Origin of the sequence: Cohnella mopanensis, from assembly GCF_022352055.1 — a bacterium.
GTDB classification, from domain to species: Bacteria; Bacillota; Bacilli; order Paenibacillales; family Paenibacillaceae; genus Cohnella; species Cohnella mopanensis.
In genome coordinates, this window is sequence record NZ_JAKRWM010000014.1 from 40,708 (window position 1) to 55,639 (window position 14,932).

A 14,932-nucleotide genomic window follows, 5' to 3' on the forward strand; every position below is an offset into this window, starting at 1 on the left:
ATGGACAAATCCATAACGCAAGCACGGAGCCGCACCGCTGAACGGCAAATTATGAAAGACTTAGTGGATGCTTTGATTGCGGAGCAATTTTTCCAGACCGATGATCTTACGACAAGGAAGCTGTCGGCATTGCCGGAGCTTGCGCATCGTCTTTATCCCGAATTCGACGGGGAATGGGTTTACGTTGGCGAGATCTGTTTTCTCATGGAAGAGAGCTATAGACAAGGCCATCAATGGGTGGCTGATTCACCTATATATAGGAAGAATAATAAGGATTGGGTAGAAGTCCGTTCTCCGAGGGAGCTTTGCCAAGTCGTGTTACGCGGCGCATTATCCGAAGAAGCATATGCGCACCCGGGCGTGGCGGAATTTTTGGAAGGGTTGGACATCGCTATCGAGCAATTAGATCTGAGTCTGGAGCGGGCATCGGCCTATCGTACATTCACGCCGAAATCGGCTTATGAGTGGTATGTGAAAGGCGAGATGATCGCGTCCTTGCGCGACCGTCCCTTTCATCCGTTATCCAAGGCCAAGATCGGCTTTACGACGCAGGATTATGAGCAATATATGGCTGAATTTGGGGTGAAAACCCCTTTGCATTGGGTGGCGATTCGCAATGACTCCGTCATGAAAGGGTGCGCGGAGGAGGAATGGGAAGCTCTCGATGTGCTGAACGATCAGCAACGGACGACCATCGAGAAGGAACTGGCGCGGAAGGGAATCACGAGAAGAGAATATACGGTTATTCCGGCTCACCCTTGGCAGCTGAAGAATATCATTTTGCCCGATTTCCATAAGGAAATAGCGGACAAATCTATTATCATTTTGGACTCGCAGGTCGGCGACTTCCTCGCGACTTCTTCGATGCGTTCATTAGCGTCGCCCTATGCATCGGTGAAGATGTTGAAGCTACCCATCAGCGTGAAATCTCTTGGCGCGGCCAGATACTTGCCCGTCGTCAAATTGTTAAACGGGCTTGCCGGAGAGAAGATGTTCCGCCAAGCCGTCGCTTGCGATGAGACGCTTGCCGGAAGAGTGTACTTATGCGAAGAGAAGCATTGGTGGGGATATATGCCTCCATCGATGGGTCTATTCGATGATCACCCGCGCCACTTGGCCGCCCAGCTGAGAATTTATCCGAAAGAGATAATGGAAGAAGGTTATAAAATCATCCCAATGTCCTCATTAGGGGGGGCGCTGAACGGCAGCCATTTTCTAACGGAAATCTTGGGTGGGATATCGTCCAATGATGAGGTGGTTGCCTTTTACTCGGACTTAGCCGCCATGTTCTATGACATTACGATGAGACTATTTAAAGTGGGCATCGTACCCGAAATCCACGGTCAGAACTGTTGCCTAGTCCTGAAGGACAACAAAGTCAGCGGCCTGCTGTTCAGAGATCATGATTCCGTCCGCCTACACCAACCGTATTTAGACAAACATGGCATTCAGGACCCCAAATATCATATCCGTCCCGGTTACTCAAACAGCTTGTACAACGAGACGTTGGAAAAATTGATTTTCTACGTCCAGTCGTTGGGTACGCAGGTTAATCTAGCTTCTATCATGGAGGCCTTGTCGGAGGCTTATTCTATTCCGGTGAGTGATTTGTGGGAGATTACAGAGTCGAAATTAAGGGAGGCTCTACGTAGCATCGATATTCCTGAAACCGATAGAGACGTATTGCGCCAGGCATTGTTCGAAAGCGAAACCTGGCCGGTGAAGCTGATTATCCGTCCGCTGCTGGAAGCCGATGGCGTTCCGGGGGCGATGCCTTCTGGGAAAGGGATGGGAGTTAATCCTTTTTATATTGATTTACTAGTTAACTATAATAATTGACTGAATATTTTTCCAAATGATACAGTATTAATAAGAATGAGTTGTCGAATGGGAGATATTTATGTCAAATGGCGAACGGTTGCGGTTTCATAGCTTCACAAAGAAGTGGGTGTTTCTGGCTGTGTTCGCCGCGGTTCTCTTATTAACGAGTTGTTCAGGCGATAATGAGAATGACGTCAAGCGTTATGTGAAGAAGAATTATGGTTTCGAGGTCAATTTTCTAGAGGAGCCGGTTTCTAACGAATGGGATGGTCATTACTCTTTCAAGGTACAGCGTGCGGATATTCCGGATTTTTCGTTCCACGTCTTCACTGAAGGATATTTTCGTCCGAAAATAAGCGGCGATTCCTACGAAACGTCCTATAGCTACTACAAGTTAAATAAAGAGTATTCCCAGTCCGATACTTTTCACGCTTTGAAGGAGATGGGGATCGAGTCGTTTCTGATGACAGGGTATTTATCTGCGGAAAAGCCTTATGCGTCTACTATCATCGTATTTAACCCCGTCAACGGACTGGAACCATCGGAAGACAATCTGACCCTCCTGTTTAATGGATACCAGAAGATCCGGACACTGGGTGAAGAGCTACGCAAACAGGGCTATCAACTGACGGAAATGTATATTTCCGGATTCTGGCCGAAACGTCCCGTGAACGAATTCGAATTGGAACAGTTTGCGAGAAGCTGGTACGATGTTAGATTAAATATAGTGGACGACATTGCCGATCAGACTGCTTTCCGGCAAGTGCTTAATAAAGGCTGGATTCGGAAAGCGATGATGGAAAGCCACTATTTCCGCAAGGATTTGGGTCGGGTAATAGCACTTGAGGATTCCTTGCGAGCAATTGGCGTGAGTATTTATAAGCAGTACAGTCCTTACTATCTTGTCTGCATGGACAAGGTGGAGGTAGCTTCGATTGATGAGATGGATTTGGAAGAATGCGGCGATTACAGCTTGGATCTGCAGTTTGACGTCAAACTGCTTGACGGGGTCGATGATTCGGAAGTGCTAAATGCACAAAAGGCCATAGAATTCATCCGCTCTACAGGACTCAATATAAAAACGCTGTATGTGAAAACAAATGACGTTATAGAGCCGAACGCGGGTTTCGAAAATTACATCCTGACAAACAATTTCGCAAGCCTCATCGGTTTGGAGGAGGTTCGGCGTTGGATGGAAAGCCGGGCGGATGAGATAAGGAGCGAGTTGGCCGACAACCAAGAAAGTCCATCATAAACTGCACAACATACGGAATCCCATCGAGGTAAGGTTGGTATTGTACTGATCAGCTTGCGTGAAGCCTTATGCGGGTAGCTGGAGCGATTGGATTTCTTAGCTGAAAATCCGATTGCCACCGGGGATGAGTAAGAAGCTAGCAAGGCATAACAGTATGTAAATTTTTAATACATCGCCATGTGGCCGTACGCCTCGGCGATGTTTTTTTATGCCTAGAAGTCAACACGGAGTCAACAATCGATTCATGAAAATATTTACAGAGTGATTCGGGCCAAACACGCGCTCGTATGCTTCACAATGCGCTGTACAGACAAATAATGGGCCGGCAATGCCCCACCTAAGCGGTACGGATCCCGGATCCACTAACTTGAAGTCAACAATTTTAGCTGTTAATGAGGGTGGTCAACGTAAGGTCAACAGTTGAATTAAGTGTATTTCGCTGAAATCATTTGAGGAGGTATTGCAAAATGCGAAGCACTGATTAAGGCCATCATGTCAGACACAACTGAGATTGACATCCTGGAAATACTTAGAATATAATTAGGATGCTAACGATATCGAAATGACCTAAGAATGGAGCCATACTGCATGTCTCAATCGATCCTTTACTTGAAAAGAACTTATATTATTATGCGCAAAGAGCTTGACGTGCGGTTAAGTACATTTAATCTGACGACTTCGCAATTCGAGATCCTGGGCTATTTGGCTCAATCCGGAGGGTTGGAGCAGCAGAAGCTCCAGCATCATAGCGGAATTACATCCGCGACGTTGACCGGAATATTAGATAAGCTGGAGGCTCGGTCATACATCTCCCGTAAGCCTAGCCATACGGACGGAAGGGCTAACGTTGTGACGCTCACGCAGCAGGGCAACGAGGTGTTCGGTAAGCTGGTAGATCTTATTCTGGAATTCGAGAACGAGATGCTTAAAGGGTTCACGCAAGCCGAGAGAGATTTGCTGGGACAGTGGCTGCAACGAGTAGCGAAGAATCTAGGGGATAAGGAATATTATTAATAGGGCTCCTAGCCTTCACTAATAGCTAGCATCCTAACGATCGGAGAGGAGGTGAGTGCAATGGTGCGTATTAAAGGGCGAAGATGAAAAACGTTTGTTTTATAGCTAGGATCCTAACTAATTTTTGGGGGGTTAATATGCGAATCGTAGTTACGGGAGGAACAAGCGGAATCGGTTACGGGACGGCGCGCTTGGCCGCGGAACGCGGTTGGAAGGTGACGATCGTCGGTCGAAATCGAACTCAAGGCGCCAAGATTGCCGCCGAACTAGGGGTAGACTACCTCCATGCAGATCTGTCCAAGATGTCGGATGTACGTCGATTAGCGGAACAACTAGAAGGACCGATTAATGCGTTAGCGCTGTGTGCGGGAGGAATATCTACCGACAAGGAGGTCCGGCTGACCAATGAGGGCTTGGAGACGACATTCGCAACAAACTATTTGAGTAAATTCGCGTTATCGGAGATGCTTCTTCAGCAGAACAAAATCGTACCCGACGGATGCATCGTGATGGTAGGCGGCAATGGCGTCCACAACAATGCATCAACCGTTTGGGCTGAACCTCAAGCCGGTTTAAAAGCCGCGATGAAGGCAGCGTTAGCGGTCGATCTCTATGCTTCCGAGCTCGCCAAGCGATATCCGCGGTTGCGCGTGCATACTTGCTATCCGGGTATGGTTCGAACGAATCTTTTCCAAGAGGCGCCATTGTTGTTCCGATTGTTGTCTCGAATATTCGGCCAGCCGATAGCCAAAGGTAGCGCTTATCTAGGCCGGCTGATCTTGGAGAAACATTCGGGGGTGCATTGGAAACAGGATCGCCCCATGCGTTTCCGCGTTTCTTTACCCGAAGGCCAAGAAGCCGAAGCGCTATGGGCATATAGTCGACAATATATCTGACCACATAACAAGGGGGGTTAAGCATGCGCTATAAAGCAGGTTGGCTGGTGCCAAATCATATTTTGGCGTTAACGCATTTTGAACCGGTGGTAACAATGGAGGATTTCCGGGATATTGCTACGGATGCGCACATGGCATTGCAAGAGGCGACGCAGCCCTTTCACCTTCTGATTGATAATCGGTTTATCGTCGAAAAGACGGTCGTCAATCTAGATTCGATGTTGAAAGCTCTGCCGATCCTCGAACATACGCACTTGCGATGGATTGTTGTTGTGCTGCCCGAAGCCGTTAAAGAGACTGCGGCAGTTAGACAAGTTCAGCGGCATGGGTCGATTCAATTAAAATTCGTAGACAGTCTGACTTCCTCATTCCAGCATCTCGCCCGTGAGGACGACCGTATAGACGGGGTGGCTGGCATGGAATTGAGTTGGAGCGATTGGATCTCATACGACGAAAACCCAATCGCGACGGGTGAAGAGGGTAATGTGTAAGGCCGCGTCGGACGCGGTTTTGGGGGCTGTTACAGGTTGCCGGGAGGCGGGCTGTTGCGAGCCCTTTTTGAGCTTCTCTGCAAACAACTTGCAAACAAGACGATGGAAAGTTGGGCACATTGACAGCATGCTGTCAAATTGTTATGATGCATTCATGAATACAATAGACAAACCAGAGGACCCCTTAAGCAGATTTTCACTGAGTATTTTCCACATTAACGGGTTACTAATGCGTTCCGGGGACATTATCACGCGTTCAATTGATCAAAGCAGTGCCAGGTGGCAGGTCCTTGGTCGCATTGGATATAAACCCCAAACAGTGGCGAGGATCGCTCGTGATATGGGACATGCACGTCAGAGCGTGCAACGTGTTGCAGACTTATTAGTAAATGAAGGCCTGGCTATCTATAAGGACCATCAGACCGATCGACGCACAAAGCTGGTTGAAATTACTCCGAGAGGTGCAGAAGTGCTGGGTGCTATCTACGAGCAATATGCCGAATGGAACCAGCATCTAATTACCAAACTCGACCCAGAGCAATTGGATAAGATAGCAGGTGCTCTTGAGAATGTCGGGCGAATTCTGGAGAAGGAGGTAAACTTCTTTAGCAGTGGGAATTGGCAAAGCATTAATACTGGAGAAAAAGATGATAATGAGAATAAGTGATTGTTGATGATTAAAAGGAGTCGTAAATTTAAATCAATTATTGGAGGTATAGCAGCATGCAGCATTTATTTATTTGGGTCGAAATTCCCGCGGGTAACATGGAACGAGCCAAAACGTTTTACGAGCAGATTTTTAAGATTGAAATGCCAAATATGCAGATGGGGGATAGTCATTATGCGTTTTTCCCTGTTCAGGAGCAGTTAAATGGGGGCGCTCTGGTTCAGGGCCCGAATCACAAGCCAGCAGTAGATGGCGTCACTGTATATCTGGACGGAAGCCCCGATCTAGCGACAATTCTGTCACGAGTTAACGAGGCAGGTGGAAAGGTGATCATGGAAAAAACGTATAATGGCAATGCTGGCTATGTGGGGATGTTTATAGATTCTGAGGGAAATCGCATCGGACTACAGCATTTGTGAAAACTATATACAATCAATTGCATACCGCGGAAATACTGAACCGTATCGAGAATTTAAGTCCAAATTCAGAACCACAATGGGGAACAATGAATGTTGCTCAAATGTTAGCTCACTGCTCATCGTTTCAAGACATCGCAATGGGAAATTCCTTTCCCCCTAGAGATTGGATAGGAAAGTTAATCGGAAGGTTTGTGAAACCTATTGTTTATAATGACAAGCCGGCACCACACAATATGTCAACACTTCCGACCATACGTATTGCAGATGACAGAGATTTTGAGACAGAAAAAGAGAGACTGAAACAAAAGATTTTAACTTTCCAAAGTAACGGTCCGGAGAAATGTTCAGACCATCCACATCCTTTTTTCGGAAAACTCACTCCTGAGCAATGGGGTAAAGGAATTTATAAGCATCTAGACCATCATTTAAGGCAATTTGGTGTTTAGTATTTTTCGCAATGATTAATAATTGTTCAACGGAGCAAACAACCTGCCAACAATCATTCAACAGCGTTCAAGCAGTCCCCGCCCGTCCATCCATCCCTCCGGGTGCTCAATCTGCAATTGGGGGCTCAGCACAAGCACTCCATACATGTGGAGTGCTGAGTGTCGATGGCGAGAACGCAGTGATAGATCCCCATTTACCTGATTTGATAAACTCAAGCGCAATGCCGCTTGAGTATTTTTAATTTTTATGCCGGGTAACTTTCTTGGCCCATTATACCATCAGGTTACTAGATCCGTAAGAATGACTGAAGCTCACTTCTGCTTATCATCATAATACTCGACAAGGAAATGTTGAAATTCGCGCGCAGCTTCAGATAGATATCGCGTTTCATTCCATGATACGAAAAAGGCGTGTTTGTTATCCGTGCCTTCGATAGGCAGCAAGGTATATTGCGTTACTTCATTCCATTTGCATCCCGGGACGAATGCAATCCCTAGACCTGCCTGTACCAGACTGCGCAAAGCGGCGGGCTCATCCACCTCACAGATGATGGTCCGCTGAATTCCCGCTCTGCGACTGATCTCGTCATTGACTTGGCGAAACGGATGTCCGATCTTGTATTCGATGAATGGGTCGTCTGCTACCTGCTCCAATGTAATGCTGCTATGATTCTCCAACCGGTGCCCGTGTGGCACAGCCAGGAAGACCTCTGTCTGGAGAACGGGAAATTCACGAATGCCCGGCTTGTGAAGAGATATCGGTCCAAACCCGAGATCTGTAATGCCCTGCTCCAAAAGCTCCCCAATGCTATGCGTCTCGGCAGGTGCAATCTGATTAATGCGGAAGCTTACATCCGGGAATTTCTCGCGAAAAGCCGCTACAGAAGGCGAGAGACAGATTAATGTGTTCGTAGCGATGCTGACAATCCCCCGATCTAGCCCCGCCAATTCTATCACTTCTTTCTTTCCTTCTTCCAGTAAGGATAAAGCGGATTCGACTTTGGATAGAAAGGCTTTGCCGAATGTGTTAAGACGAATTTGCCTGGCTGTTCGATCAAACAGCGGGACGCCCAGGTCCTCCTCCAGTCTGGAAATCGTCCTGCTGAGAGCAGGCTGTGCAATATGAAGCTGTTCAGCCGCCCTGGTCACATGCTCCAATCTGGCAACTGTGCGGAAATATTTTAATTGAAGAAGCTCCAATGGAATCGCCCCTTTTCCATATATGTAATGTAATGAATAGCTGGAGAAATATACATATCCTATATTATCCTTTACCTATAATCGATTGTAAAATAAAGGGTAACCAAAGGATAGGGGGACATTCCACGTAAACCGATAAATTGATCTATATACTTGCACTCACCAAGGCATTATCTTCCATAACCACGATCATATTCAAAATTGTACTGCCGAAAATGGCGAAGAGTTCCGGTTTTCTTACTCGCAATCTATTCGCTTATTTATGCGTTCGGTTCCGCGTGTACGGTAAATAGGCCGATCACTTCAAGTTAAAAGGCGTGATCACATATGGGCTGGGAATATAAATTGAAATTAAAAATGGAGGCTGATCTTATGGGGGGTATAGAAGGAAAGGATTACCCAGAATTATTCGATGAGGAAATAAGGCCGTTTTCTATCGAGATTCCGCAAGGTGAGCTCGACGACCTTCGGGACCGGCTAGCCCGAACCCGTTGGCCGGACGAATTGGCAGAAGAAGGATGGAGTTACGGTGTGCCGCTCGATTATCTCAGGAAGCTGGCGGACTATTGGCGCATCTCGTACGATTGGCGCAAACAGGAAGCTTGGTTAAACGGCTTTCCGCAGTATACTATATCGATCGATGGGGCGAACATTCATTTCCTGCACGTCCGTTCTCCGGAGCGGGAGGCGCTGCCGCTTATTCTCACCCACGGCTGGCCGGGCTCGATCATCGAGTTCCTCGACATGATTGGACCGCTTGTTGACCCGAGGTCTCATGGCGGCGATCCGGCCGACGCCTTTCATTTGGTCATCCCGTCGATCCCCGGCTTCGGTTTTTCAGGTCCTACTCAGGAGTCGGGGTGGAACGTAAAAAGGGTCGCCCGCGCTTGGGCGGAGCTAATGAGACGGCTGGGTTATAAACGATATGGTGCTCAGGGTGGCGATTGGGGGGCATTCATTTCCAGGGCATTGGCCGAAGTGGACCACGAGCATATGTGTGGCGTGCATTTGAACTATTTGCATACAATTCCAGCCGATGATTTCGATCCGAACGAACTGTCCCAGGAAGAGCGAGACAGGCTTGAGCGGTCTCAGCGCTACCGGTCTGCTCCTGCAGGGTACATGAGACTGCAGGCGACCCGGCCGCAGACGTTGTCCTATGCGCTCACCGACTCTCCGGTCGGGCAGCTGGCATGGATCGTTGAAAAATTCTGGGAATGGACCGATCCGGCTTGTCGGGTGGATGACGATCGAATTCTAACCAATGTGATGCTGTATTGGTTAACGGGCACCGCGGGATCGTCAGCCCGTCTATACTACGAGAATTTCAAATCGAAAGGTGTTTTGAACCCGTGTCCTGTCCCTATGGGCATGGCGGTGCTTCCTTACGAATTGGCTTTGCCCGTGCGTTCGCTTGCGGAGCGCGAACACTCCGTCGTGCACTGGACCGAATTTAACCATGGGGGTCATTTTGCCGCTATGGAGGTCCCTAATCTGATGGTTCAAGACTTGAAGATCTTCTTCAGACAATTTCGAAGGTAGTCGGAGTAAACGATTTGACGAGCATCGCGTGCATGGGCATGGGAAAATTTTCGCTCCTCTCAAAATGGATGCAAAAAAGCCGCCAAAGCTGCGGCGGCGATGATCGGTTAGCCGATCTCAAGTGGGTCATTTCTATGGAATTTGGGGGCTCTTGCCGGCATAAAAGAGCAAGTAATCCCTCACATGCTTGCTCCAATAAGTGTCGTCGTGACCGCCTGGGTTTAGGTGAAATTCCGAGCTCACGTTTCGGCTTCGAAGTTTGGTGTCGAGCGCAGCTGCGCCTTGGTAAAACTTATAATGGTCTTGATCTCCCGAATCCAGATAGATTGACATACTAGACAAATCTGCTGTATCTGCCAGCAAATAAGGGTCGCTTTGCTTGCGAATCTCTTCCGTCGGATAGATCCAGTCTTTCAAGCCGCTCGTGTCTGCCCAATAGTCCATCCATACAGCCGGGCTATGCCCGCCTACTTTTCCGAAAAGCTCAGGATGCGAAAACGCATTGTGCAGTGCAACCCATCCGCCCATGGATAGGCCGCCGATATACCGGCCATTCTTGGTGGCCAGTGTGCTGAAATTACCATCTACGTATTGAATGAGGTCCTTAACAATATAGTCGCTATAGTTTCCGTAATTGGAATTGAAGCCATAGCTGTTATCGATCTCGGGCGATACGATAATCAGGGGAGTGATCTTCCCTTCCCGAATTAATTCGTCCGCAGCTTTATCGATGCCAAGCGCAGGAATCCAAGAATCTTCATCCCCTCCATATCCGTGATACAGGTAAAGCACAGGGTATTTCTTCGTCGCTGCGTAATCCGGAGGCAAATAAATATTGAATCTCATATCCTTGCTAAGCGAATCGCTATAAAAAGTTACCTTCTGCACGTTCGGAGCCGAGGACACAACCTCCGAACGAATGGAGGCGCTGATGGCAACCGCTGTACTCCCCGACGCGCTCGTCGCCTCGGGCTGATTATCTTTGGCGCAACCCGTCGCTATTGCACAAGCAAGGAAACCGAATGCAAATAATATACCGCTTAATTTCAATTGCAACTCCTGCCTCTCTATTATTACTCGATAATCTAAGCATACAATAAATACAAAAAGTGGAAAATCCCCTTTCTGATTCATTCTAAACCCTTTGCTCCACAGCAGCTGCAACCTACATTATTATTCGAGCGTCTGACTGCAGGTGAAACATAAAATCAACGGGATTCCAGAAGCATTATTGGCAATATTTAACCACAAGAGACTCACAAACCAATTTTAATATGTTAACCTATGCTCATATTCGTTCATCATGGAGGCGCCTATGAAGATGCTGATCGTAGAGGATGATATTGCGATATCATATACGATTGCGAGGGTTATGCGGGATGAAGGGCATGAGGTTACGGAGTGTCATAACGGAGAAGAGGGCTTGCATCACGCATTGTACGGCGAGTTCGATTTAATTATTCTGGATATTATGCTGCCCAAGTTGGATGGATTTACGCTCATCCAAGAATTGAGGAAGCAAAGAGTGGATACCCCGATTCTTTGTCTGACGGCAAAAGATGGATTGAACGACCGGGTAAAGGGGTTAACGATCGGAGCGGACGATTATGTGGTGAAGCCATTCGAGATTCCAGAACTGATCGTCAGGGTAAAAGTACTGCTGCGCCGCTATGGCAAGGTTAATCAAAAAGAGCAGATTAGCTACGGCCCAATTGCTATTCAAGTCAGAAGCCGTGCGATAACGGTTAGAGGAGAAGAGCTGAATCTAACGGAGAAGGAATATGAGCTGCTTGAGTACCTGCTCATGAATAAAGAGCAGATCGTGACGAAGGATCAAATCTATAACCGGATTTGGGGGCTCGATTCGGAAGCGGGAATCGACATCGTCGAGCTTTATGTCCATTACCTTCGAAAGAAGCTATCTCTCTGGGATGCAAATCATTTTATCCAAACCGTAAGAGGCTTGGGCTACAGACTTAGAATAAACGAATAGTTGTTCAAAGGAAAATCAAAGGTTCATCCGCTATATTCTCCTAAAACACATATAAAGGGGATATAAGCTATGAGCCTTTTACCACAGGTAACTAAGAAAAAACGTCTGGCTCTTCTATTGGCTGTGGGATTTCTCGTATTGCTGATTGCAGGTGGTTTGGTATGGCGGACCCAACACCAGCCAGAGAGTTTCGACGCATTAGTTCAGAAGTTGGCGGTGGATACGCTTAAGGAAGACCCAGAGACACAGCTCTTTTTTGGTGTCGAAAATGAGAAGGGAATCCAATGGGATCCCACTAAGCTTACGGACCTGTCGGATGCCGATTACGAACAATTAAACGAAGAGAGCAACGATCTTCTTGAAAAATTGAATGACTACGATGCTGCCAAGCTTTCCCCGGAAGACAAACTCACTTATGATATCCTCAAATGGGACCTAAGCGTAGCTCAACCATTAATTAAATATTGGAACCTGAATACGAATGATTATCTTTCCCTAACCATTTTCCCGCCGTACTTTGCGAATAACTATCCGATTCGTAACCAAGCAGATGCAGAGAATTATATAGTTGCGCTGAACGGGTTTTCGGACAAAGTTGCGCATATTATAGGCAGAATTCAAGACAGACGGGAGAAAGGCATCGTTCCTGCTTCTGAATTTCTGAAGGAAATGCTTACGAGTTATGAGAATTTGCGAAGCACGCAACCGGAAGAAACGATTCTGTATAGTTTATTTGCAGAGAAATTAGCCGCGTTAAAACTCGATCCGTCCGAAGAAGGGAAGCTGGAACAAGAGCTAGCACAAACCTTAGCCGATCATGTACTGGCTTCATACGGCAAACTTGCCGATGTCATCAAAAACGATCTTATGAAGCAAGCCCCCGTGGGTCAAGGGATTTGGATTCAGCCAGGCGGCAACGAATATTATAACGCAAGGCTTAAACTTGCCATAAGTACGGACCTCAGTCCCCAGGAAGTCCACGAAATCGCCAAACGCAAGGTAGAGGAAATCGTAAAGGAGCTGAGAAGTGGAGCTCTGGGGCAAGCACAGACTGCGGCTGCAACCAAACTCCTAACCGGTGATAAATTGCTACAAGCGTTAAACAGCAGTTTGTCGGATGCAACGCCTTACTTATCCGATTGGTTTGAAGAGGAGTTCATCCCGGACCATCCCGTGGATGTGCGGGCATATTCGGCTCTGTTCGCATCGGCAGGCGGGATGTATATTCCCTTATCTATAGATGGCGATAGGGACGGGAGATTTGTCATTCCACTCGAAAACCCGACATCCGAAGAAATGGTTAAAATGCTAGCGTTGCATGAGGGTATTCCGGGGCACCATTTTCAATTCTCAATCCAATATGATTCGCCGACCATTCCATTAATCCGCAAAATAACGATGTCATCTGGGTACGTAGAGGGATGGGCGGTCTATATGGAAAGCTTATGTGCGGAGAAGGGTTTGCTAGATCGGAACACGGTCCTAAATCGGTTGCTTGCCAACTCCCTAGGCACCGTGATAGATACGGGTATCCATGGGCTGAAATGGACAAGAGAACAAGCTAATGAGTATCTGGTAAGCGTCATCGGCACGACGAGCGATGCCTTGATCGACAGTGTCATTGCATATCCAGGGCTTAACGCGAGCTATGCGATTGGATCCGAACAATTCAAATCTCTTCGAGAGAAGGCGGAAAGCGAACTCGGAGAACGCTTCGATATCAAGGCGTTTCATTCCGTTCTTCTGCGAAACGGTAATATGCCGTTCCCGGTCTTGGAGCAGCAAGTGAATCAATACATCAAATCTGCTAAATAAAAGGGAGAGCAAACCCCAGTATGATCAAACGCACGTTAGTACGGATGACAATATGGAACAGCGCGATCGTATTTAGCGTGTTCGTCATACTGGGGGGAGTGTTATATGGGCTGGCCCGGTATAAGATTTACTCCGACATCGATCGTCAACTGGTGTTCAATATAGATCACATGCAGCTAGTCACTCTGATTACCGGGGAGCAAGTCATTAACATCGATTCGAAAGAACCGGAACGGTTCCTCTTGAATTATTATTGGGATTCTAACAATACCTTGATTGGACGCGTTTATTATAAAGAGCCCTATATCTCAATGAGTTGGAGACTTCTTGAAAAACAAAATCATACGGGACCCGAGTCGATACAATTCGGTAATAATACCTATCGGTTCGTAAGCAGACCTTATCAGGGCAACTTGCCAGAAATAGAGAAGCTGTCGAATGTGCCCTTGAAATCCGTTCAGATGTTTACGGAAATTACGACCGAGGTGCACTATTTGAATCGGTTGTTATGGAGTATGGGTATCGGAATAGGGATCGGTGCATTATTGTCCATTATCTTGGGTTACGCATTGGCTAGACGGGCACTCATTCCGATTCAGAAGGCTTGGGACAAGCAACAACAATTCGTTGCAGATGCCTCTCACGAGTTGAGGAGTCCGCTTTCCGTCGTCCGAGGGCAGACGCAATTATTGTTGCGCCATCCCGATCATACGATCGAAGAAGAAAGTGTTCCAATTTCAGCCATTCTGAAAGAAACCAAAAGAATGAGCAACATGGTAGACGGGTTGCTTCTTCTGGCAAGAGGTGATTCCCATGAGGAAGTCATCTCATGCAATCCTGTGCGAGTTGACGGGATTATTAAGGAGATTGCCAAAAATATTGAGCCGATAATGGAATACAAGCAGCTGCGGTTACAGCTCCGAGTTGAAGGCGAGGATTTCCTTATTAATGGAGATGAGGATCGACTCATGCAGTTGTTCATGATTTTAATGGACAATGCCATTAAATTTACGCAGGAGCATGGACGAATCGATCTAGAGTGCATTAGGCAAGGGAAATCGGTTCTTTTAATCGTCAAGGATAATGGAGCGGGGATTCCGGAACTCGAATTACCACTCATATTTAATCGTTTCTACAAGGGGGATTCCGCTAGAAATAGAGGGGATCATGGAGCTGGCTTAGGGCTATCGATCGCACGCTGGATCATCGACCAACATCAGGGTTCTATCCGCATTAGCAGCGAGGTAGGGCGTGGTACGACGGTTTCGATTCGTTTTCCGGTGATTGGATTTCGTATAGCGACAACCCCATCGCCACCGGGAATGAGGAACATCCGAGCAAGGCATAACAGTATCTGAACGAGCAAAGTCAAC

14 protein-coding genes are annotated in these 14,932 nt (G+C 47.3%); 12 read left to right on the forward strand and 2 right to left on the reverse strand.

The genetic code is table 11. The features are described 5' to 3' along the window. The 8 genes from L3D05_RS19510 to L3D05_RS19545 all read left to right on the forward strand — a co-directional run bounded on the left by L3D05_RS19510 (position 1) and on the right by L3D05_RS19545 (position 7,009). The gene (locus L3D05_RS19510; RefSeq protein WP_239618000.1) at positions 1–1,839 is read left to right on the forward strand and encodes an IucA/IucC family protein; all 1,839 of its coding nucleotides are present in this window, start codon (positions 1–3) and stop codon (positions 1,837–1,839) included. 61 nt (positions 1,840–1,900) lie between these two features. Continuing rightward, the gene (locus L3D05_RS19515; protein ID WP_239618001.1) at positions 1,901–3,076 is read left to right on the forward strand and encodes a hypothetical protein; all 1,176 of its coding nucleotides are present in this window, start codon (positions 1,901–1,903) and stop codon (positions 3,074–3,076) included. A gap of 588 nt (positions 3,077–3,664) precedes the next feature. Continuing rightward, a complete protein-coding gene (locus L3D05_RS19520) occupies positions 3,665–4,090 on the forward strand; it encodes a MarR family winged helix-turn-helix transcriptional regulator (RefSeq protein ID WP_158594236.1) in 426 nt (141 codons plus the stop codon). A gap of 137 nt (positions 4,091–4,227) precedes the next feature. Next, positions 4,228–4,986 carry an SDR family NAD(P)-dependent oxidoreductase gene (locus L3D05_RS19525; protein WP_239618002.1) on the forward strand — a complete coding sequence of 253 codons (759 nt, stop codon included), beginning with the start codon at positions 4,228–4,230 and terminating at the stop codon, positions 4,984–4,986. A 23-nt stretch (positions 4,987–5,009) separates the two neighbouring features. Further along, complete coding sequence (locus L3D05_RS19530; RefSeq protein WP_239618003.1) at positions 5,010–5,477, forward strand: hypothetical protein; 468 nt, start codon at positions 5,010–5,012, stop codon at positions 5,475–5,477. A gap of 154 nt (positions 5,478–5,631) precedes the next feature. After that, on the forward strand, positions 5,632–6,144 hold the full coding sequence (locus L3D05_RS19535; RefSeq protein WP_239618004.1) for a MarR family winged helix-turn-helix transcriptional regulator: 513 nt from the start codon (positions 5,632–5,634) through the stop codon (positions 6,142–6,144). Between the two features lie 56 nt (positions 6,145–6,200). Further along, positions 6,201–6,563, forward strand: coding sequence for a VOC family protein (locus tag L3D05_RS19540; RefSeq protein ID WP_239618005.1), 363 nt, complete (start codon positions 6,201–6,203; stop codon positions 6,561–6,563). Then, positions 6,560–7,009 carry a DUF1569 domain-containing protein gene (locus L3D05_RS19545; RefSeq protein WP_239618006.1) on the forward strand — a complete coding sequence of 150 codons (450 nt, stop codon included), beginning with the start codon at positions 6,560–6,562 and terminating at the stop codon, positions 7,007–7,009. Before L3D05_RS19540 ends, L3D05_RS19545 begins: the two co-directional genes overlap by 4 nt. A 312-nt stretch (positions 7,010–7,321) precedes the next feature. On the opposite strand, the gene L3D05_RS19550 is transcribed toward L3D05_RS19545, so the two are convergent. After that, a complete protein-coding gene (locus L3D05_RS19550) occupies positions 7,322–8,209 on the reverse strand; it encodes a LysR family transcriptional regulator (RefSeq protein ID WP_239618007.1) in 888 nt (295 codons plus the stop codon). A gap of 372 nt (positions 8,210–8,581) precedes the next feature. On the opposite strand from L3D05_RS19550, the gene L3D05_RS19555 reads away from it, so the two are divergent. Further along, positions 8,582–9,751, forward strand: coding sequence for an epoxide hydrolase family protein (locus L3D05_RS19555; protein WP_239618008.1), 1,170 nt, complete (start codon positions 8,582–8,584; stop codon positions 9,749–9,751). Positions 9,752–9,883: 132 nt separating this feature from the next. Here the strand turns inward: L3D05_RS19555 and L3D05_RS19560 are convergent, their stop codons facing one another. Continuing rightward, positions 9,884–10,807, reverse strand: coding sequence for an alpha/beta hydrolase (locus L3D05_RS19560; protein WP_239618009.1), 924 nt, complete (start codon positions 10,805–10,807; stop codon positions 9,884–9,886). Between the two features lie 259 nt (positions 10,808–11,066). On the opposite strand from L3D05_RS19560, the gene L3D05_RS19565 reads away from it, so the two are divergent. From L3D05_RS19565 to L3D05_RS19575, 3 genes are all read left to right on the forward strand, one after another. After that, positions 11,067–11,744 (forward strand): response regulator transcription factor, encoded by a 678-nt coding sequence (locus L3D05_RS19565; protein ID WP_239618010.1) that lies wholly within the window; start codon positions 11,067–11,069, stop codon positions 11,742–11,744. A gap of 69 nt (positions 11,745–11,813) precedes the next feature. Further along, on the forward strand, positions 11,814–13,559 hold the full coding sequence (locus L3D05_RS19570; protein ID WP_239618011.1) for a DUF885 domain-containing protein: 1,746 nt from the start codon (positions 11,814–11,816) through the stop codon (positions 13,557–13,559). 20 nt (positions 13,560–13,579) lie between these two features. Continuing rightward, on the forward strand, positions 13,580–14,917 hold the full coding sequence (locus L3D05_RS19575) for a sensor histidine kinase (protein WP_239618012.1): 1,338 nt from the start codon (positions 13,580–13,582) through the stop codon (positions 14,915–14,917). Positions 14,918–14,932 lie beyond the last annotated feature (15 nt).

Bases quoted from the DNA above. Each gene is read 5' to 3' on its own strand.
- L3D05_RS19565 (WP_239618010.1), top strand. From the start codon at position 11,067: ATGAAGATGCTGATCGTAGAGGATGATATTGCGATATCATATACGATT.
- L3D05_RS19510 (WP_239618000.1), top strand. From the start codon at position 1: ATGGACAAATCCATAACGCAAGCACGGAGCCGCACCGCTGAACGGCAA.
- L3D05_RS19535 (WP_239618004.1), top strand. From the start codon at position 5,632: ATGAATACAATAGACAAACCAGAGGACCCCTTAAGCAGATTTTCACTG.
- L3D05_RS19515 (WP_239618001.1), top strand. From the start codon at position 1,901: ATGTCAAATGGCGAACGGTTGCGGTTTCATAGCTTCACAAAGAAGTGG.
- L3D05_RS19555 (WP_239618008.1), top strand. From the start codon at position 8,582: ATGGGGGGTATAGAAGGAAAGGATTACCCAGAATTATTCGATGAGGAA.
- L3D05_RS19520 (WP_158594236.1), top strand. From the start codon at position 3,665: ATGTCTCAATCGATCCTTTACTTGAAAAGAACTTATATTATTATGCGC.
- L3D05_RS19530 (WP_239618003.1), top strand. From the start codon at position 5,010: ATGCGCTATAAAGCAGGTTGGCTGGTGCCAAATCATATTTTGGCGTTA.
- L3D05_RS19575 (WP_239618012.1), top strand. From the start codon at position 13,580: ATGATCAAACGCACGTTAGTACGGATGACAATATGGAACAGCGCGATC.
- L3D05_RS19570 (WP_239618011.1), top strand. From the start codon at position 11,814: ATGAGCCTTTTACCACAGGTAACTAAGAAAAAACGTCTGGCTCTTCTA.
- L3D05_RS19540 (WP_239618005.1), top strand. From the start codon at position 6,201: ATGCAGCATTTATTTATTTGGGTCGAAATTCCCGCGGGTAACATGGAA.
- L3D05_RS19525 (WP_239618002.1), top strand. From the start codon at position 4,228: ATGCGAATCGTAGTTACGGGAGGAACAAGCGGAATCGGTTACGGGACG.